Genomic DNA, 19,327 nt, shown 5'->3' with positions numbered 1-19,327 from the left:
GTTGTAAGCAATTTTTGCAGCCGGTAAGCAGTCATGTCTCAGCGAAAGGCGATCTCGTCGAGCTCGACACGCACCAGGGGCTTGCCGGTCAGGCCCGCCGGGCGTGCCAGCTCAAGGTCGCGGGCCGCGCGCTGCTCACCCTTGCGCAGATAGGTTTCGGGCATACGGGTCTCGGCCACCCAGAAGCGAGCCGGCTCACGCACCAGCTGGCGACCGTCCTGATCGAACAGGGTCACCCAGCCAGTCACCAGGATGGCATTGCGGCTCCCCTGGTTGTGCGCCTCGAAGTGCAGGGTGAGGGTCTCATCCCCTTCTACACCGCTCAGGGCAACGGCGATCCCCTCCTTGGTGGCCTGGCTCAGCAGCTCGGGTCGCGCCTTGGCCTGCTCGGTCAGCACAGTCGCCACGGGCGCACCGCTGGTTGCGGTCGCCGTCACGATCGGCTCGGCCGGTTTGACCACCAGATACTCCCAGGTGTGATCGTCGTTAAGCTGGATCTGGGTACCATCGGGCAGGGTGACCTGGGTCAGGGGCGCCGCGACTGTCAGGGCTGGAACCAGCAGCAGGGTGGAAAGAAGGCTCTTCATCGGGTGATTCTCGTGATGGGCAAAGGGTGGCAAGTATAATCGCGTCGGCCCCCTCTGCCCACGACCGGGATCACACTGCCTACGGCCGGCACTGCTCGAGAGCGTGGTCGTGCGCCATCCGGTGCAGATCGAGAGTCACCAGATCGAAGCCGCACGCCTGCAGGGCGCCAAGGATCTCTTCGCGCCGATCGAAGGCGGTCGCCAGCTCCCGCTCATCCACCCGCACCCGACCGAGCATGGTCTCCCCATCCGACAGGTAGTGAAAGAAGACCCGCGCCTCGGGTAACCCCATATCGGCCAGGATCTGCTCGGCCATGTCCACCATGCGCAGCCGATCCCCGTCCATGTCCTCCTCGCTGGAGAAACGCAGGCTCAGACAACCGGTCTCGTTGCTTCCCCAGACGGCCAGTTGGCGCTGGTGAAAACCGTAACGAAAGTCGCGGGTGGTCATCCCCTCCTCGGCAAAGGTCCAGAGGGTGTTGGCCGGAGGGGGGCCAAAGTGGGCACGATAGGCCTCGGCATCTTCCACCGAGGCCGCCACCAACAGTGGAACGGTCGCAAGCCCCGGGTGGGCGTCCCGAAAGCGGCTCAGCCAGCGAACGGGGTCAGGCGCCTGGGTGGCGATGCCGTCGTGATCGAAGAAGATCATCTCCTCGCTCTTGATAAGGACCTGATCGATGCCATGGTACTCACAGTAACGACGGGAGCGGGCGATATCACGCCGGCTACGGTTTGGGCTGTCGACCGTAAAGGCCCGCACCGACACGCCGGCGGCGCGGCAGAGTTCCATGGCATAGCAGGACTCCATCCTGCCCGAGAAGGAGACGATCAGCCGCGGATGGGCGGCGAGCTGAGCCATCAGTCGCTGTTCTCTTGCCAGAAACAGCTGATCGCGCACGGGGCTCAGAGAGACAATATTGTCGGACATGAGGGTTACCTTACAGCTTGCCGAAGGCCTGCAGTTCGTGGCGACACTGGCTCGCATCCGTAAACAGGATCCCCTGAATGCCGACCCGGGCGGCCGCCTCGATATTGGCGGCACTGTCATCGATAAAGAGGCAATCCCGGGCCTTGAGGTCGTGAGCCACCAGCAGATAGCGGTAGATATCGGGCTCTGGCTTCATCATGCGCACCCTGGCCGACACGACCTTCCCCCTGAAGAAGCGCCAGAAGTCGCAGTGCTGCTCGAGATAATCGATGCTGGCGTGCCCCATGTTGGAGAGGGCATAGAGGTGGTGACCACGCTGATGCAGCTCGGCGAGCAGGGAGAGCATGGCGGGGTTGGGTACCAGGGAGGGAGGCACCGCCTCCAGAATGGCCAGATTCTCGGCCATGGAGAGGCCGGTTCGCGCCTCGGCACGGCGCGCCATGGTGTGCAGGGAGAGGGTCCCCCGGTCCACCTCCAGCCAATCGGGATGATCGAACAGCACCCGGGCCAGCTCGGCGGCGCCGGCCGACCCTCGCACCGCCTTCACTATGCCCTCGGGATCCCAACTGACGATCACTCGCCCCAGATCGAAAATCAACGCCATGATACCTCCCGCCAACCGTCATTATTGTCGCCCATGATGCCGTGAGCCGCGCCCAAGAACCAGTGCCACAACCGGCAAAGAGAGCGCTGACCTGTGCCCTGTCACGCCATTTTTTACTTGCAAGCCACCGGCAAATCCCTTAATGGTTAGAGGATTGACGACAGGGAGACCTCCCCATGCAGACCCTATTCCTCTTTGGTTTCTTCTTCTTTACTCAGCCTGACTGAGGGTGGCTGCGCGTCGTTAACGAGACCAAAGACGAATCGAGCCTCCCCCCGCGGAGGCTCTGTTTTTTTATAAGCCATGACGGCACATCACAGGGAACAAGCAATGGCATTGCTCGAGCACATCAGAGAAGAGATCACCCAACTCGACACGGAGCTGCTGGCCCTGCTGGCCCGGCGCAAGAGCCTCAGCATTGAGGTGGCCAAGGCCAAACAGGCCAATCCACGCCCCATACGGGATCACCAGCGCGAGCAGGATCTGCTGGTCAACCTGATCCAGAAGGGGCGCCCCCTCGGTCTCGATGCCCAGTACGTGACCCGCATCTACCACACCATCATCGAGGACTCGGTGCTCTCCCAGCAGGCTTACCTGCAAGGGCTGCTCAATCCGGGGCAGCAGGAGCCCATGACCAGCGTCGCCTATCTGGGACCACGGGGCTCTTACTCCAGCCTGGCCGCCCGCCGCTATCTGGCGCGCTACAAGGATCAGGTCATCGAGGTGAACTGCCACAACTTTCGCGAGGTGATCGATGCGGTGGAGTCGGGGCAGGCGGCCTATGGCGTCCTGCCCATCGAGAACACCAGCTCGGGCTCCATCAACGAGGTCTACGACGTGATGCAGCACACCAACCTCTCCATCGTCGGTGAGCTCACCTACCCCATCGAGCACTGCATCCTCACCGCCGTCGCCACCGATCTCACCCGCATCAAGACCCTCTACGCCCACCCTCAGGTGTTCCAACAGTGCTCCCACTATCTGGGCAAGCTTGAGGGGGTACGCCACGAGATCTGCGACTCCTCCTCCAGCGCCATGATGAAGGTGCGCGAGCTGGCCAGTCCCGAAGCCGCAGCCATCGGCAGTGCTGCCGGCGGCGAGCTCTATGGCCTCGAGGTGCTGGCCACCCATCTGGCCAACCAGAAGGAGAACTACAGCCGCTTCATCGTGGTGGCCCGCAAGCCCATCGAGGTGGCCCCCCAGATCCCGGCCAAGACCACCCTCATCATGTCCACCTCCCAGCAGGCGGGCTCCCTGGTTGAGGCACTGCTGGTACTGCGCAGCCACCAGATCAACATGACCAAGCTCGAGTCCCGTCCGGTGCAGGGCAATCCCTGGGAAGAGATGTTCTATCTGGATGTCTCGGCCAATCTGCAAACTCCCCAGATGCAGGCCGCCCTGGTGGAGCTGACCAAGATCACCCGCCACATCAAGGTGCTTGGTTGCTATCCGAGCGAGGATGTCAAACCGACCGACGTCCCCCCCGTGTTGCTGGGGTAGTGATAAAAACCAAAGAGGCGGGTCACCCCGCCTCTTTTGTATATCTGCCTTCAGTAACCGTAAGCCAGCTGATTGATGTTGTAGAGATCCCGGGTGTCGAGTTCCATCTCGGTGGCATAGGTATTGCCGTTGGGATAACTGCGTACCACCCTGGCTCCGCGTACTATGCCCTCAACCGACACATCGAGAGCATTGGAGACCTGGGTCAGATCCTTGTAACTGGAGCGGCCCATCACCTGCTGGCCATTGAGGGACTCCGCAAGCTCCCGATAGGCATCCATCTTGGAAGCCCGGATCGCTTGAAGCATCTTCTCATCCTGGCTCGGGCCGGGTTGGATGCTGATCACCGCATAGCCCACGGCACGGATCACGGGAAAGTCGTCCGGCTTCTGATTGGTGTAGTCCACGACCCGATTACCACTGCAGCCGGTGAGCAGCAGGGCGCCGAGCAGGATCCAGAGCACTCTCATGACCGTCTCCTCAATAGACAGGGTTTACCAGCCGGCCGCTCGGGCCGACGATGTTACTGCGATAGACATAGCCCCGGTTGGGGGAGGCCCGACCGAAGGAGTTGGCCGCCCCATTCAGGTAGGCCTGGGGGATCAGGTTCTGTGCCGTGGTTTCGACCATCTTGGTGCGCATGTCGATGATGCGGGCATTGACCAGTACCCCTTGCTTGTTACGGCTAAAGGTCCCCACCAGAATACGGGAGATGGGCAGGCGTCCCGCCAAGTCCTTGTAGTTACGGCTGAGGACGAAGTCCCCCTGGGGGGTCACCTTGATGGCTCCGGTCAACTTGAAGTCCACCACCACCTCACCGCGGCGGTTGAGCTCGTGGATAAAACTCTCCTGCAGTTGCAGGCCCATCCAGTTGGTATCCTGCAGCGTATCGAGATCGACAAAGGCCGCCACCGCAATGGGCTCGGTCAGGGTCGAGGGGGAGCGCTTTTCCATCATCTGATCGGCCATGCGCGCCGTCAGCCAGGTAAGCTCCATGCCCGGCATCGCCTGACGAGGATCGCCCACCCCCCGATCGATAGGATCAGTCGAACAGCCGAGCAGGCTCATGCAGAGCAGGGCCGTCATCATCACACGCTTCATGAACATCATCCTGAAAGAGGTCATGTCCGGTTATCGGTTCATACTACAAACTCTTGAGTTCATTTAATGACAGAAGAAGAAGAGTAAAACCTTGCATGATTCTTGCTTTGATAAGAGGAGCCATCGCCTCGCCCCAGTCAGAGTGACGTCACCGAGGCCCCACATTACAAGCAAAGGTCACTGCCATGAAATGCCCCCTGTTGCTCGCCCTGCTGCTTACTCTTCCGGCCCAGGCCGCCTGGATCCAGGCCAGGGGCAGTGCCGCCATCACGGGTGGCGATGAAGCCTATGCCCGCGAGCAGGCCACCCGGGATGCCCTGCGCCAGGCCCTGCTCGACAGCGGCGCCTCCGTCTCCAGCCTGCAACGCCTGGAAAATGGCAGCATCAAGCAGGATCGCTTTCAGGTACGCTCGGGGGGCGAAATCCGTCAATACCAGTTGCTGCGCGAAGAGGTGCGTAACAACCGCATGTTTATCACCCTGCGCGCCGACATCCGTGCCGAACGTCAGCTCTGCCCCTCCCAACGTTACGCCAAGGATCTGACGCTGGTACGCCTGCGTCTGCGCAACCCCGAGCAGACCAGTTACGGCGCCCTCAATGACCTTCCCCCCTCCGTATCACGCCGCCTGTTCGAGAAGATCGCCGACAACGACAAGGCCTTGGTGGCACGGCGCTGGCTGGACGAAAACCTGCGTATCGATCCCCTATATCTGCAGCAGGGGGATCGCAGTTACATGGAAGAGATCAAGGCGCTGAGTCAACGCACCGACAGCCAGTATTTGCTGCTGGGGAGCATCGACGATGTCTCGGTGGAGAGTCAGGGCAATGCCCTCACCGCCTGGTATCAGGATCCCCTGCGCCACTTCCGCCTGCAGCTCTACCTGTTTGACGGCATCAACGGCGCCATGCTGAGCCGTAAGGCCTATGAGGGGGCAGCCCTGTGGACCTTCGACAAACGCGAGCAGGTGGGAACCACTGACAGCCGTTTCTGGAGCTCCAGCTATGGCCAGGAGGTCGACCATCTGCTCGAGCGGGCCGCCCAGGATGTGGCCGGCGAGCTTGCCTGCGCCCCCGTCATGGCCCGCGTCATCGCCCAGAACGAGCGAGGCCCTCACATCAACCTGGGACGGCGCAACGGGGTCAAGCTCGGGGACCAGTTCCGCATCCAGCACAGGGCCGATTTCGTGGATGCCTATGGGGATGCCCGGGCCCTGCGCAACCCCGCCACCGGCCTCTTCGAGGTGGTTCAGGTGTTCGACGATGGTGCAATTTTGCGCACCCAGAGCCGCTATGAGCCATTTAATATCCAGATCGGCGACTTTGCCATATTGGAATAGAAATCAAGGCTTTAATTACGATCATCTTGCTGTATAATGCCGCCCACGCGCCGCTCCCGTAGCTCAGTAGGATAGAGCGGTCCCCTCCTAAGGGACAGGCCACTGGTTCGACTCCAGTCGGGAGCGCCATATAAAACAAGGGGTTAGCATCTTCATGGTGCTAACCCCTTGGTCGTTTTTGGCCTGGGGTACCACACGGGGTACCACAGCGCGCATTCCATAGCTACAAACCATAGAGATAAATGAGTCTCATTTCAATTAATTTCAGATATATATTATCTCCATGAACCTACCCAAGGGACTGCTCTGTGCAGTCCCTTTTTCATTGGAGATTTCTCATGGCTCACCGGATCGATACGATGGCCTACACCGGTCAAACACCCTGGCATGGCCTTGGCAATATTTTGCCCCCGCAACAATCTCTCGATATCTGGCTACAGGCAGCCGGGATGGATTGGACCATCGAGCAGAGCGACGTGATGTTTAACGTCGCCTCCGATGCACTACATATCCGCCCCTACAGCGACAGCAAGGTACTTTATCGCTCCGATACCCTTGCCCCCCTGTCGGTGGTCTCAAGTCGCTACAACGTGGTACAGCCTCATGAGGTACTGCACTTCTATCAAGACCTAGTGGAAGCCGGTGGCTTTGAGCTGGAAACAGCAGGCTCGCTCAAAGGTGGCCGCAAGCTGTGGGCACTCGCTAAGACCGGCCAAGATCTAAAACTCAAAGGCAATGACTTGGTAAAGTCCTATCTGCTGCTGGCGACCAGTTGCGACGGCTCACTCTGCACCACGGCACAGTTCACCTCGCTGCGAGTAGTCTGCAACAACACCCTGCAGATGGCACTGCGCGGCGCTACCGGCGCCATCAAGGTGCCCCACTCCACTCAGTTCGATGCGGCGACCGTCAAAGAGTCGCTCGGGCTGGGGCTCTCCCATTGGGATGAGTTCAAGGCACAGACCAAGGCGCTGGCACAGCGGCCCGTCGCCCCCGAAGAGGCGCTGCGCTTTTTCAGCGATCTGTTGGCGCAACCGCTCGATGAGGAGAACATCATTCTCACCAAGCCGGTACAACGACTGCATGAACTCTATCAGGGCGCAGGCATGGGCTCAGAACTTGCGAGCTCCCGCAATACCGCCTGGGGGCTGGTCAATGCGGTCACTGAATACGTGGATCACCACCGCCGTGCCCGCAGCCAGGATCACCGGCTCGACTCCGCCTGGTTTGGTCAGGGCTCCCAACTCAAATCCCAAGCCCTGAATCAGGCACTCACTCTGCTGCAGTAATTACGCTTCCCCATTCAAACCGCATAACGACCTCACCCGGACTGGCGCAAGCCAATCCGGGCGTAGCCATTTATGCCGTCAACAAGGAATAGTCATGAAAGCAAAAGCCAAATACGGCCAAGCCCTGCGGCTAGCCTCTACTACCCAGTTAACCCGCGAGCAGTGGCTCGCTATCCGTAAACTCGGCATTGGTTCCTCCGATGCCGCCGTCGCAGTGGGGCTCTCCCCCTACAAATGCCCGCTCAGCCTCTGGCTGGAGAAGACCGGTCGCAAGGAGCCGGAGGATATCTCCCACAAGGAAGCCGTGCTGTGGGGCATTGAGCTGGAGCCTGTGTTAGCGCAGGTCTATGCCAAACGCACCGGCTTTCGTGTGCGACGGGTCAATGCAGTGCTGCAACACCCCGCGCAACCCTTCATGCTCGCCAACCTCGATCGGGAGGTAGTCGGCCACCCCGATGGGCCGGGCATTCTGGAGATCAAAACTGCCAGCTATCACAGCGCTCCCCAGTGGGAGGAAGGAGTGCCGGTGGCTTACCAGTGTCAGGTACTGCATCAGCTGGCTGTTACCGGCCATGCCTGGGCTGAGGTGGCAGTGCTCATCGGCGGCCAGGATTTTCGGATTTACCGCATCGAACGTGATGAGGAGAAGCTCCAAGATCTCACCGAGCGGGAGGCGCAGTTCTGGCAGATGGTTCAACAAGATCAGCAGCCTGAGCCTGACGGATCCAGTGATGCCGCCAATGCCCTGAGCTGGCTGTTTCCCCGTGACGATGGCCAGACGGTGGATCTCTCCGATTCCCCCGAGTTCAACCAGCTGTTTGGGGAGCTATTGCGATTGCGTCAGCAAAAGGAAGCCGTCGAGCTGCAAGAGTCGCAGCTCAAGCAGCGGTTGCAAGCCACCTTGGGTGAAGCGACAGCAGGGCTGTTTGCCGATGGCAAGATCACTTGGAAGCGCAGCAAAGACCGGCTGGCACCGGATCTGGATAAGCTCGGTCAGGATCATCCTGACCTGCTCACCCGTTACGTCAAACCAGTGCCCGGCGTGCGCCGTTTCACCATTCAACCCTTGAGGCAAACACCATGATCAAAGGACTGGCGATTACCCCGCCCGTGATCGGGCGGATCTGCATCGGCAAGCTGGTGCAAAAACAGGATAAGTGGGTACCGGAGAAGGACGACAGCTTCACCCTCACCACCCAGATACAGCAAAAGGGGGGATGGTTGCTCCATCCCCTGCATCAACACTACTCATCGCAGAAAAGTGGCCAAGGGCAGGAGCAAACCAAGATCCGCGCCATTCCGGTGCGAGTGCTGTTCAACGACAGCGACCTGAACCTGCGGGCGGAATACAGCGCATTTGACCGGCAAACCGGCAGGCCGCTCTGTGTCGGGAATGGGGAGGTGGCAAGACGCGTGGGGGCGCAAGGCATGGAGGAGGTCAGCTGCCCTGGACCAGAGCGCTGTGCCTTTGCAGGGCAACAGGGCTGCAAGCTGTACGGACGACTGAACCTGTTTGTGGAGGGACAAGGGGATGAGCTGGGCAGCTTTATCTTCCGCACCACCGGCTACAACTCGGTTCGCACCCTGGCGGCCCGGCTCAAGTACCTGGAGGCTGTGAGCGGTGGTCATACCCGCTATCTGCCACTCACCCTGCGGCTGCGGGCCAAGAGCACTACACAGTCCTACCGCACACCGGTCTACTACGTGGATTTGACCTTGCGGGAAGAGACCAACCTGACTGAGGCAGTCAGGTTGGCACAGGAGACGGCCCAGCGTGACCAAGAAGCAGGCTTGGCCATCAAGCAGATGGAGCAGGCTGCTCGCGAGTTGCTGCGTAACGGCCAGTTTGAGGATATCGATGAAGAGGTGCCGATGCTGCTGGAGGAGTTCTATCCCGAAGCTAACAGCGACGAGACAGCGAATGGTAACGCTGATGCAGTGGCGACTACCTCGCTTAACGCACCGCAAAGCCAAGCAACCATAGCGTCACAGAGGCCGCAACCAAGAAGGAGCCCACTCACCAACAAATTGGGAAAAGGGAGCCCATCCCCTCCCCAGTGAATGGCGGATAATCAGCTTGGACGCGCCAACCGCTCCACCAACCGTTCTACCGTTTCCAGCAACAAGGTTCGGTCAGCATCATCAAGCCGAGCCAGTTGCTGGCTCAGCACAATGCCCTGCTCGGTCGGGCGGTTACTGGTCTCGCGCAGAAAGTCCGCCAGCTCACAGCCAAACAGCTGAGCGAGCTCCGCCAGCCGCACCACGGTCGGCACCACAATCCCTCGCTCCATCCGGGAAACGGCTTCCATCCCGATATTGAGGTGTTCAGCCACCTGCTCCTGAGTAAACCCGGCCTGGTTACGCTGACGCCCAATCGCCTTACCCACGCTCTTGGCTAACTGCTCAAAGTTGATATCTGTCATAAGTCCTCCAACCAACCCCTATAGTTGGGGGTGGACTCGTTGACATGAAGAACCACAAAAGGTGAGGATCAACCCAAAAGGTTGATATTGGGCATTTTCTGCCTATCTCACCGGACTAGGGTTATCCCCTTCTCTACGACTTACTACCAATAGGAGTTCTCATGAAACGACTCGTTCCATTGTTCACCCTGGCAGTCACTGCACCGAGTATCATGGCCAGCAACACCAATGACATCTGGTCCTATCAAGACAGTGATGGCACCACCCTGGCTCAAGCGTGTAATAACAAAAGTACCTGTGAGCTGCTCTACAAAAACAGCCACTACATTGCCTTGGTAAACAACCGCTCCCAAACAGGCTGTGCCATCGGTGACCTGCTGGTTGCCGAACACGCTAGCCGCAGCTTTAAAAAGCTCGATACCGGCACCTGCAGCACCTCGGCCAGTATCGAGGTCAATACCTACAATCGGCTGAACAACATCGATGTCATGGTCGGTGACCGACTCATCAAGCGTTATCCACTGGATACCTGGATGTACCTGGAAGAACGTAAGGAGGGTAAGGTTGCATCCTGGAAAAAGGCAGAAGAGAACGCAAAAAAACAACCTGTGTCGATTGAAGAGCCTGTAGGACATGCCGAATGGCAAATGAGTAACCAAGGCACCCAATACGACCTATTCCAAGGCGTGAATCTGTTAACGCTTAAGTGCTCTCGTAAATTTGAAACCTCAGATGGGCGCTCCACCTCAAGCCTGGTACACACCAATGGCAAAGGTAGCCAATTTGTCGATGCCATTGAGGTCGATGGCAAGCGTCTCTCCGCGAAGGTAACCAATCAGGCGCAATGGACTGACCTTGTCAGCACCCTCTTGGCCGCATCCAAAGTCACAGCTTATAAAGACGAGACTGCCGTCGCGATATGGAAGATGAAGCCCGTTCAGCTTCAAACACCGTGTGAATATTACCGGGGGTAATCAACCAAATGATAACTATCAAGAACACGCTATTGACTACCGTTGTTGCCGCACTGTTCTGTACAACCGTCAGCCATGCAGAAGATCAGCGATCTCTAGCTATCCAGCACACTGACACCGTCTACGCCAACCAGGGCGTCTGCGCCTACCACTTCTCCCTCGATAGCGGTGGGGCCGATGAGTTTGGTCGGCTGTACATCACGCTGCAATTCAATGACAAGAAGGGCAAAGCGCTGGCCAAATCAACTCTGGAGGTTGAATCGTTCGGCGGGAGCTCAGCCACTCGCTATGGCGGTGGCTTTACGGAGGTTGACTGCGGACAGGTAGAGCAGGCCAAGTCCATCGCCATCATTCAGGCGACCGAGGTGCTCGCTCACAACGAAGTCACCCGACTGCCAGTTTCGACCTTCACCCCTGAGTTTCATCAACCACTGAAGATCACCGTGGGCAACAAGTAGCCCGCTCAGCAAAAACAAAGCCAAAGGGCGTCACCATCACGGTGACGCCCTTTTTCATTTCCAACTCTTGATGAGGAACATCACCCCATGACACGACATTTCATTATCGGCGATCACTTGGTAACACCACAGCCTGAAGGCCATCATCATGGCCTCTTTGTTGGCCATGACCAGGTCATTCACTGTCTACCATTCACTTCTGGAGAGCACTCAGGCCAGTTGATGCTGACCTCGCTGACTGAATTCAGTCAGCACTGCGCTATTGAGGTCAAGCCCCATGCCCAACGGCTGTTCAGTCGAGAGGAGATCCTGACACGGGCTTACGCACGGCTCAACGAAGGTGAACAAGGCCAGCCATTTGCCAGTGGCGAGCAATTTGTTACCTGGTGCATCGATGGACTTGCCCGTCCCCCCAAGCTGCTGCAGACCGCTGTAGCAACGGTGGTGGCTGCCGAAGTCGCTCGTCACACGTTAGGTAAGGCGGCCACCAGTGCAACGGCAGGACTTGCTGCCAGCACACTAGCCACAACAGCTGGCGGTAGTGGCGCAACTGCAACGGTAGTATCGGTGACCGGTATTGCCACAGCCCCATTGTTAGCCCCCCTTGCCGTGGGTGCCGTCGCAGCCTATGGCGTCAGCAAGCTGTGGGATTGGTTAAACGACTGACCCATCACTTCAAAGCAAAAGCAGGGGGCTCCCCCCTGCTTGAACTCAATGAGGAAACACCATGACAATTCCCTTTTTCCGGGACGGCTTTGCCCTGCCCGTTGCCCAAGCATTGCTGGCTCTGCTCGACCAAGAAATAGCTAAAACCGAGCTCAATATTGAGCGCTTAACCCAACTGACCTTCAACTTTCGTAACCCCGGTTATAGCGCCGAGCAAGGCGGCGTGCACCCAGTCGAGATCCGTCTGATACGTGGGCTCGATGGCTGGCTGTTCGATTACGTCACCGACTGTAGCTACCAAGGGCTGGGCCAGGATGCCGAGCTCTGCAAGGAGCTCGATTTCAACTTCCTCGATGGGGACCACACCATGCTGGGCTGGGGGCCTCTGCGGCTGGCCGAAGCGCGGGAATTGTTCAACATCTGGCAAAGCAACTTCATTGCCTACTGCCGGTTGGAATGCTTCAGCGTCACGGTCGCAGGAGATTAGGAGGTAACGATGATCCAAGAATTAGCGCTCTCCCACTACACACGCCTGTGGCTGGGACGAGTCGCCACCAGCGCCAAGCTAACCCCCACCCACAGTGGTCAGCGTTGGCTGCTTCACCTGACACCGGATAGCCCATACTTCCGCACAGTCACCCTGCAAGTCCGTTGGTCCGGGTCGCAGTGGCAACTGCTCTCCCTCACCAATGCTGAGGACTGGCACACCATGAGTCAGCCGAGAGATGAGATCTGCATCGACCCCAAGCGCAATTGCTTCTGGCATTGCCAAGCAGGGCCGGTGCCGCTCACCGAGCAGCCTTGTGTACTGGCAAGCTTTTTGACCGACCTGCAACGCATCTGTATTCATCGCGGCTATGCCGTGGCGAGTGACCCCATCCCCGACAAGGAGACCGAAGATGATTAACGCCATGATCGCCATCGAGCTGGAGGCTTACCTTGAGCACAATGGTCAGATTGAAGTGGTCCATGACCAAGGCCAGCCGGTGGCCGGTTACGCCCTCTACCTACGCTATGAAAACGAACTGGGTGACAGACTGGCGCAATGGCTGTGCGATCATCCGGATCACCGCTGGCTAACCCAGTTAGGCACCATGCTCGCCACCAGTTACCACATTCCGCTACACGACTACACCCCGCACACCTTGGCGGCCTGAACACAGCCAGCCAAGCCTGCGGTCACACCCCATTCAGTAACCCATTAACCAACTACTTCGCCTAGCCTGCCGCGTCCAATGCGGTGGGGCGATGGCGTATGGAGCCTAATCATGTTGCATCAAAAACTCACCGCCGGGGAGCAACCCGGCACCTACCGGGTGACTGACCTTGTCACCGACGATGACCTGCTCACCATCGCCCAAGCTGTTGCCCGGCAGAAACTGGCTAAGGGAGAAGCTATTACCGATAAACACTTGGCCCATCAGGCCCTGCAAGGGCTGCTGCAAACACGGGATCGAGAAGTTTTTGCGGCACTGTTCCTCGATAACCAACACCGGATCCTGGCCTACGAGGAACTGTTCCTTGGCACCCTGTCCGCTGCGACCGTCTACCCCCGCGATGTCGTCAAGCGAGCACTGCACCACAATGCTGCCGCCCTGATGCTGGTGCATAACCACCCGTCGGGATACCCGGAACCCAGCCGGGCAGATATCGAGATCACCCTGCGCCTACAGAATGCCCTGGCACTGGTGGATATCCGGATTTTGGATCATCTGGTCGTCGGTACTGAGGGTGTGGTGTCGCTGGCAGAACGAGGGAATTTGTAACTACCACGCCGGTCAGGGAGTCCATGGAGGAAGAAGGCATGGCCAGCAGTGAGCTCTACAACGACTTACCATCATTAGGAGTACACAGAAAATGGGAACCATAGGGAGTTGGGGATTACACACCCAAGTCCAACCACGTTTTGGCGCACGTGCAATTGTTGAACGAAGCAGGGTTTCCCTGCTTTGGGATCGCTGCGGCGTCTATGGCGATGCTGACGAGCAATGGCTTACCGACATTGATACCGTTATACCGAGTTTTATTGAGCGCCTTAGCAAGCTCTTTCAACAAGGAGAACTACTGAGTGACCAAGATAAATTGGTGACGTTACAGCAAGGGGAATGGGTATGTCTGGCTAATCCCAAAGCCAGCTACGGATATCTCTATCTGGATGTCTACCGGCAGGAATGCGGTAATGTTCAAGCCACGAAAAGATAAATCTGAGGCAGAGGGTGAGCATGTAGCTCACCCTATCTGAGACTTCTTTTTTTGGCTGACTACTGAACCCCTAATGCCTTGTAGACGGCATCCACCGGATCAGCATAAAAGCTGATTTGAAACTTGGAGAAGATCTCCGCCGGTACGGTTGGAATATCCGAGGCTGACGCCATCGGCAGCAATACTCGTTTTCCGCCACTGTCCATTGCCAGTTGCAGACTGCCAGCCAAATCCTCAACCGGATTGACCACACCGCCTAGCGTCATGTCACCCAGCACCACCATCTGCTCCTGCACCGGCTTGCCCATCAGAATGGAACAAAACGCCACCAGCGCGGCAAGACTGGTTTTGGTGCTGGGGCCGGAGTTATGTAGCTCGACCACATGCAAATGGTACTCATGCTCGGAGAACTTGGCCGTTGCGCTGACCCGATTCAGGTTGCCTTTGAAGTAATCGAAACCGACCCGGATCGCCTCCTTCGCTGGCGTATTGGAACCCAGGCCTGAGGTTGAATGCTTGCCATTGCCGGGTGTCATTTGGGTTTCAAAACGATAAAGGCCTAATTGCCCTGCCCCGCCCTTGGTGACCATATGCACCACCCCGGGCTTACCCAATCCTTCCGGAATCAACTGGCTGCCACCTTGTTCCGGCACATTGACAAAGAACTCTTCCAAGGTCTGATTATCGAGGTAGCTGAAATGCACATCAAAAAACTCCATACCACCAAGTTTCTTGAGCTGCTCCTTGATGCGCCGACGCAGTTCCAGTGCATAAGTCAAACAGCGGCGCACATCTTCTTTATCAAACACACCATGTGGATGGAGCAACTTCAACAGCCCAGACACAGTACGCCTAACGGCGATTACATCACGCTGATTCAAGTTGTTGCCCAGCTTGAAGTAACGATCGATGGCGTCGGAGAAACTGCGCTTACGCATCTCGCGCATATACTCGGCGAGATAATCGGTGATCAGGCCATAGTTGTTGGTGAAAAATTCTGGCCGCATCTTGGGAATATCCCAACCGGGGATATAGGCATGAAAACGATCGAAGAAGGCCGTATCGATCATCGCCTCCGGGAACGGCGCAAGCAGATGGCTGGTCTTGACCAGGGTCTCAACACTCTGGTTGATGTTGCCGACAAAGACCATGGAGGCTTTTGCCTCGATTGAATCACGACCACGGGAGAAGGACCCTGAGGCCATGTAATCCTTCATGATCTGTACGCCGTCTTTATCCTTGAAGGTGATCCCCGCCACCTCATCAAAAGCCACCACATCCCACATGCCCACCAGACCAACCTGGCGCGAACTCATGTTGTAAAACAAGTTAGCTACCGTTGTCTGCCCACCTGAGACCAACAAAGAGTTGGGTGAACACTCCTTATAGACATGGCTTTTACCCGTCCCCCTCGGCCCCAGCTCGCATACGTTGTAGTTGTTTTCAACAAAGGGGATCATCCGGGTCAGCAGATGCCACTTGACCCGTTGCTGCAAGTTGGTCGGCTCCATGCCGATGGAGCGGATTAGCACATCCAGCCACTGATCGGTATTGAAATGGGCACGAGCCGCGAACAGCTCCTCCATATCCATGGAGGGCATCTGGATCGGCTTCAGGGTAAAAATTGAGAAGGGCGAGATCTTCTGCCCTTCCTCATAGAAGTAATTGAGGGTGATGATGCACCAGATCCCGCCGGTCAGCAGTTTCTCGTTTTGCTTGACGATATTGGCAGGGATCACCGCATCCTTGATGCCTAGATTGGAGAGCTGCGCCTCGTAGACATCCTTTTTCTGATTGAGTTTGACCCCCACCTTGTCAATCACCTTGAAGCTGCCACGCTCACGGATCAGTGACTTGACCTTCTCTGCCTCGTCGGGACGCACATAGTTCTCGGCCAGGATCTTCTTGACGTTTTCTAACCCTTCGCGCACCACTTCATCATCATCAGAGGCACAATACATCCCGAGCAAATATTCCAGGACATAGACGGGGACATTGGCCCCTTCCTTGAGCTGTTTGGTCAGATCCTTGCGCACCACTTTGCCTTTGAAATAGCGATTCAGGCGAGCATCGAGATCCATGCTGGCATGCTGAGCCAACTCATCTGCTGCCCCTGCGAACGGATAACCGGATATCAAACCGTGCTCAGGAATGTTCTCATCACCACTTGGCTTACTTCCAGGGTACACATCCATCTGTTGGATCAGCACATTGTTGGTGATATGGGTAACAGATGTGGCCTGCTCGTCCGGTTGATCTTTACCGACATACTCGCCTTCAGTTGCACTCATTTCATCATGTGGCATCGGGTCACTCCAAGGCATAACCTGAGCTATGCCTTATTTCATCAATAAAAGTTCAAGGGATTCGGGCTCATCACTGACAAATCGTCTCAACAATTTCCGGTATTAAAAACCGAAGTCGTTCTGGATCGCCAGATCAATGGTCACCGGGTAGCGGGCCAGCTCAATGCCATCCTCATCATCTTCCAGCAGCAACATATATTGCGCCTTGCGGTCAAAATTGGTACCAGTCAGCTTCAAGCGAACATCCTGCTGGCGCTGCTCAAGGGTACCGGAAGCGGCATCAAAGCTGAGCTTCTCGATAGCAGATACATGCTGTCCATTGGCATCCATCACCACAAAACGCACCGTGCGCGGCTTATGCCGTTCATCAACGGCATCGGTCTGCAAGAACCGGATTTTGTCGATGGCATTGACCAACTTGATGGGCTGATAGGCAGGTACAATATTCACCTTGCTCTTCTCATGCTGCGCCTGCTTTTTGCCGCGAAGCTCCTGCACTTCCATCACCGGCACACAGATCTCCTGCAACATGGCCCCGCCATGCACAAAACGGGCACCGCCCACAAAGTGGAAACGGCTTACCCCCTTGGGCAGCCAGAATCCGACATCGGAATCTCCGCCGACCGTGTCGCAGATCCTGCCCTGCCAGACATCTTCATTAACAGGCAACTGCCGTCCGATCAGATAGCGTTTTTTGGCCTCAAGCGTGCCAGAAGGCTCTGTCTGTAGTTGGGCTTTAACCCCACTTTCCGGCGCCTCACGCTGGAACAAGAACCCATGATCTGCCGTGACGACGACTCGGGTAACACCAAAACCATTGATGATCTTGCTGACCAGATTATTGAGCTCATCGATGGCCTGACGAACTGCCGAAAATGTTTGCTGCTCAGTCGCCTGCTTGTCACCGATGGCATCAATGACATCGTGATAGACATAGATCACCCGAGCATCGCCAATCACCTCATTGGCCTGAGCGCGGGTCCAACCTTGCAGCGACTTGGCTGATATCGCAATGCCCCCCACTTTAGCCAAAATTGCGCTGCGATTATCAAATCCGGCACTACTTTGACCATCCACCAATACAGTCGCACTCCCTTGTGCATAATCAATCTGCTGGTGGGGTAACAGGGCAGCCATCCCGAGCTGAGTGTAACTGGGCAACACTCCCAGCTGACTAGTGAGCTTGGCGGCAAAACGCTTGGCCTCGTTGATTTGCCCCTGCAACTCATGAGCTACCTCGTAGCGCAGCGCATCACTGATGATCACAAACTGCCGCTTTACCCCTGCCTGGGCAAAACGCTGCTTAACAACGGTATCGTAGAATCGTGCTTGTGTTGGTACGCCCAACTCCCAGCGTGCCAGCAGTTGCTGCTTGGCCAGCAATCCATCCCATGCCAAGCCAAGCTGGTAGAGGTACCAGTTAACATAGAGATCTTCGATCTTGTCGGCTAAAGCGGCCAATACCTCAACTGCCTGCCCCTGCAAATGGAGTAATGCCTCGTTAAAGAGACGATATGCAGCATCAAACTGGAACAACTCGGTTTCATAAGCCTGATACATGGCCTGAGCCGATGAAAAATGAAAACCATCCGGGTAGTTTCTGCGCAGTTCCAACAGATTTTCAGCATGCTGCAGCGCCTGATAAAGATAGGCATACTTGGGGTCGAACCCGGGCCAAAAGCCCTGACGACGGCGCGAGATGAGCTGACTAAAGTCGCTGCGACTCAAACCGAGATCGCCCCCCATCAATCCAGCAACCAACTCTCGGATCAAGGCCTGCTCAACCGCTTCAAAACTGGTCACCTCTGCCCAACACCATACCTCCTGAGTCGTCAGGCTATTCAACCTGTTTGACAACTCAAGCTGCGTCGCCACCTCTTGTGAAAGCTGGGCAAACGCCCCCCTGTGTTGTAATGAATCGCGCCAACCCGCCAGCAATGCCATGGCATTGGCTCGGCCGGTCGGCGTCACCAGCAACTGCGATTGCAACCAAGCCGGGCGCTGCTCCTGCTTGGTCACCTCCAGCAACTCATAACTCTCACTGGCAAAAAGCTTGCGGATAAACTCCCGCAAAGACGCCTTATTTTCTTCGGCGACCTGATAACCATAATCCCGTTCTAACAACTGCCAAAGGCTCGGCAGCAACCCATGTTGGTCAAGTGATGCCAGAGCATCTGCGGGCTCAAGATGAGTATCCAACAGGCGAGCGCCTAGTTCCCTGACTACATCAGCAGGTTGAGCAAGACAACCCAACAACACGCTGATCATCTTTAGATCGAGCGACAGCGAGTCTTCCACCCCACTGCGGCCATCCAAACGACGCTTGAGGGCTGAGGTACGCTCCTTGTTGGCAAAAAAGCTGCTGCGTGACGCGATATAATCACGCAACGCCATATTGGCAAGACCCAGCTCGTTGAGCAGGATCGATGCCGCATCGGCATAAAAAGTAGCGCTGTAGCGACGCATATCGAGCAGCCAATCTTTGGCTGCTGCAGGCTCAGGGCTTGGCCAGTAGAGCAGAAATGGCGTGGTCTGCTCATCGAGTTCTATGCGCCTTCTCACCTGTAATTGGGAGTGCTGTGACATGTTGAGCACCACCACAGGCTGGCCTTCGCGGGTCAAACCGGCCTGGGGATCGGCAAGCTCTGCCAGCTGTGCTGTAAAGCTCTGCTCGGGATCATGCCAAAAGACGATCCGGCTCTGCTCGAATTTCTTATTTAGCCCGGTTTGGAGCTGGGTGATATCCATAAAAATCCGTCACGACAAGCCATTAGGCTCCGATTTACAACAAAACCATATGGTAATCGAAATGCTCTTAGAGTTCATGGAACAATCCGTATAGCGTAAGGCCAGGGGCCATCGAATGGTACGCCTTGGCAAGCGCCACTAGTGGACTCAGCCAGGTGGTAGAGAAGACAGGCCAGTTGCCTGTCCTCTTGATAGCCTCTGACA

The 19,327-nt window shown here is 57.0% G+C and carries 21 protein-coding genes and 1 tRNA gene; 14 read left to right on the top strand and 8 right to left on the bottom strand.

Translation table 11 applies throughout. The annotated features are described in order from the left end of the window. Positions 1-38 precede the first annotated feature (38 nt). The 3 genes from BN1133_RS02745 to BN1133_RS02735 form a co-directional block, all read right to left on the bottom strand. A complete protein-coding gene (locus tag BN1133_RS02745; protein ID WP_050665021.1) occupies positions 39-587 on the bottom strand; it encodes a DUF3157 family protein in 549 nt (182 codons plus the stop codon). A 79-nt stretch (positions 588-666) separates the two neighbouring features. Next, positions 667-1,515 (bottom strand): adenine nucleotide alpha-hydrolase family protein, encoded by an 849-nt coding sequence (locus BN1133_RS02740; RefSeq protein ID WP_050665020.1) that lies wholly within the window; start codon positions 1,513-1,515, stop codon positions 667-669. Between the two features lie 10 nt (positions 1,516-1,525). Beyond that, the gene (locus BN1133_RS02735) at positions 1,526-2,119 is read right to left on the bottom strand and encodes an HAD family hydrolase (protein ID WP_050665019.1); all 594 of its coding nucleotides are present in this window, start codon (positions 2,117-2,119) and stop codon (positions 1,526-1,528) included. 330 nt (positions 2,120-2,449) lie between these two features. Between BN1133_RS02735 and pheA the strand changes: the two genes are divergently transcribed. Next, positions 2,450-3,619 (top strand): prephenate dehydratase, encoded by a 1,170-nt coding sequence (pheA, locus tag BN1133_RS02730; RefSeq protein WP_050665018.1) that lies wholly within the window; start codon positions 2,450-2,452, stop codon positions 3,617-3,619. A 50-nt stretch (positions 3,620-3,669) separates the two neighbouring features. Here pheA and BN1133_RS02725 read toward each other — a convergent pair whose 3' ends face one another. Further along, on the bottom strand, positions 3,670-4,089 hold the full coding sequence (locus tag BN1133_RS02725) for an LPP20 family lipoprotein (protein WP_050665017.1): 420 nt from the start codon (positions 4,087-4,089) through the stop codon (positions 3,670-3,672). 10 nt (positions 4,090-4,099) lie between these two features. Further along, the gene (locus BN1133_RS02720) at positions 4,100-4,720 is read right to left on the bottom strand and encodes a FlgO family outer membrane protein (protein ID WP_050665016.1); all 621 of its coding nucleotides are present in this window, start codon (positions 4,718-4,720) and stop codon (positions 4,100-4,102) included. Positions 4,721-4,905: 185 nt separating this feature from the next. Between BN1133_RS02720 and BN1133_RS02715 the strand changes: the two genes are divergently transcribed. From BN1133_RS02715 to BN1133_RS02695, 5 genes are all read left to right on the top strand, one after another. Then, the gene (locus BN1133_RS02715; protein WP_050665015.1) at positions 4,906-6,057 is read left to right on the top strand and encodes a flagella assembly protein FlgT; all 1,152 of its coding nucleotides are present in this window, start codon (positions 4,906-4,908) and stop codon (positions 6,055-6,057) included. Positions 6,058-6,109: 52 nt separating this feature from the next. Continuing rightward, positions 6,110-6,186, top strand: a tRNA-Arg gene (locus BN1133_RS02710). 209 nt (positions 6,187-6,395) lie between these two features. Next, positions 6,396-7,346, top strand: a complete 951-nt coding sequence (locus BN1133_RS02705; RefSeq protein WP_050665014.1) for a DUF932 domain-containing protein — start codon at positions 6,396-6,398, stop codon at positions 7,344-7,346. Between the two features lie 94 nt (positions 7,347-7,440). After that, complete coding sequence (locus BN1133_RS02700; protein ID WP_050665013.1) at positions 7,441-8,430, top strand: YqaJ viral recombinase family nuclease; 990 nt, start codon at positions 7,441-7,443, stop codon at positions 8,428-8,430. Next, positions 8,427-9,407 carry a recombination directionality factor gene (locus tag BN1133_RS02695; protein WP_050665012.1) on the top strand — a complete coding sequence of 327 codons (981 nt, stop codon included), beginning with the start codon at positions 8,427-8,429 and terminating at the stop codon, positions 9,405-9,407. The genes BN1133_RS02700 and BN1133_RS02695 overlap by 4 nt, the downstream gene beginning before the upstream one ends. An 11-nt stretch (positions 9,408-9,418) precedes the next feature. Here the strand turns inward: BN1133_RS02695 and BN1133_RS02690 are convergent, their stop codons facing one another. Further along, positions 9,419-9,769 (bottom strand): helix-turn-helix domain-containing protein, encoded by a 351-nt coding sequence (locus tag BN1133_RS02690; protein ID WP_050665011.1) that lies wholly within the window; start codon positions 9,767-9,769, stop codon positions 9,419-9,421. Between the two features lie 161 nt (positions 9,770-9,930). Here BN1133_RS02690 and BN1133_RS02685 point away from each other — a divergent pair, with 161 nt between their 5' ends. From BN1133_RS02685 to BN1133_RS19495, 8 genes are all read left to right on the top strand, one after another. Beyond that, on the top strand, positions 9,931-10,743 hold the full coding sequence (locus BN1133_RS02685; protein ID WP_050665010.1) for a hypothetical protein: 813 nt from the start codon (positions 9,931-9,933) through the stop codon (positions 10,741-10,743). A gap of 8 nt (positions 10,744-10,751) precedes the next feature. Then, entirely contained in the window at positions 10,752-11,201 is a 450-nt protein-coding gene (locus BN1133_RS02680; protein ID WP_050665009.1) for an IrmA family protein, read from the top strand. A gap of 87 nt (positions 11,202-11,288) precedes the next feature. Beyond that, positions 11,289-11,867 carry a lecithin retinol acyltransferase family protein gene (locus BN1133_RS02675; RefSeq protein ID WP_050665008.1) on the top strand — a complete coding sequence of 193 codons (579 nt, stop codon included), beginning with the start codon at positions 11,289-11,291 and terminating at the stop codon, positions 11,865-11,867. Between the two features lie 61 nt (positions 11,868-11,928). Further along, complete coding sequence (locus BN1133_RS02670; protein ID WP_050665007.1) at positions 11,929-12,354, top strand: DUF2787 domain-containing protein; 426 nt, start codon at positions 11,929-11,931, stop codon at positions 12,352-12,354. Positions 12,355-12,363: 9 nt separating this feature from the next. Further along, positions 12,364-12,774, top strand: a complete 411-nt coding sequence (locus tag BN1133_RS02665) for a hypothetical protein (protein WP_050665006.1) — start codon at positions 12,364-12,366, stop codon at positions 12,772-12,774. Next, positions 12,767-13,024: a hypothetical protein gene (locus tag BN1133_RS02660; RefSeq protein ID WP_050665005.1), complete on the top strand. Its 258-nt coding sequence runs from the start codon at positions 12,767-12,769 to the stop codon at positions 13,022-13,024. Before BN1133_RS02665 ends, BN1133_RS02660 begins: the two co-directional genes overlap by 8 nt. A 111-nt stretch (positions 13,025-13,135) precedes the next feature. After that, entirely contained in the window at positions 13,136-13,633 is a 498-nt protein-coding gene (gene radC / locus BN1133_RS02655) for a RadC family protein (protein WP_050665004.1), read from the top strand. Positions 13,634-13,724: 91 nt separating this feature from the next. After that, entirely contained in the window at positions 13,725-14,069 is a 345-nt protein-coding gene (locus BN1133_RS19495) for a type IV toxin-antitoxin system YeeU family antitoxin (protein WP_082177875.1), read from the top strand. A gap of 59 nt (positions 14,070-14,128) precedes the next feature. Here BN1133_RS19495 and brxL read toward each other — a convergent pair whose 3' ends face one another. Then, positions 14,129-16,375 carry a protease Lon-related BREX system protein BrxL gene (gene brxL / locus BN1133_RS02650; RefSeq protein ID WP_050665003.1) on the bottom strand — a complete coding sequence of 749 codons (2,247 nt, stop codon included), beginning with the start codon at positions 16,373-16,375 and terminating at the stop codon, positions 14,129-14,131. Positions 16,376-16,477: 102 nt separating this feature from the next. Beyond that, positions 16,478-19,123: a BREX-1 system phosphatase PglZ type A gene (gene pglZ, locus BN1133_RS02645; protein WP_050665002.1), complete on the bottom strand. Its 2,646-nt coding sequence runs from the start codon at positions 19,121-19,123 to the stop codon at positions 16,478-16,480. Positions 19,124-19,327: the final 204 nt, after the last annotated feature.

This window comes from Aeromonas schubertii, from assembly GCF_000820105.1.
Lineage (GTDB): Bacteria > Pseudomonadota > Gammaproteobacteria > Enterobacterales > Aeromonadaceae > Aeromonas > Aeromonas schubertii.
This window is presented reverse-complemented; position numbering and strand designations above follow the sequence as displayed.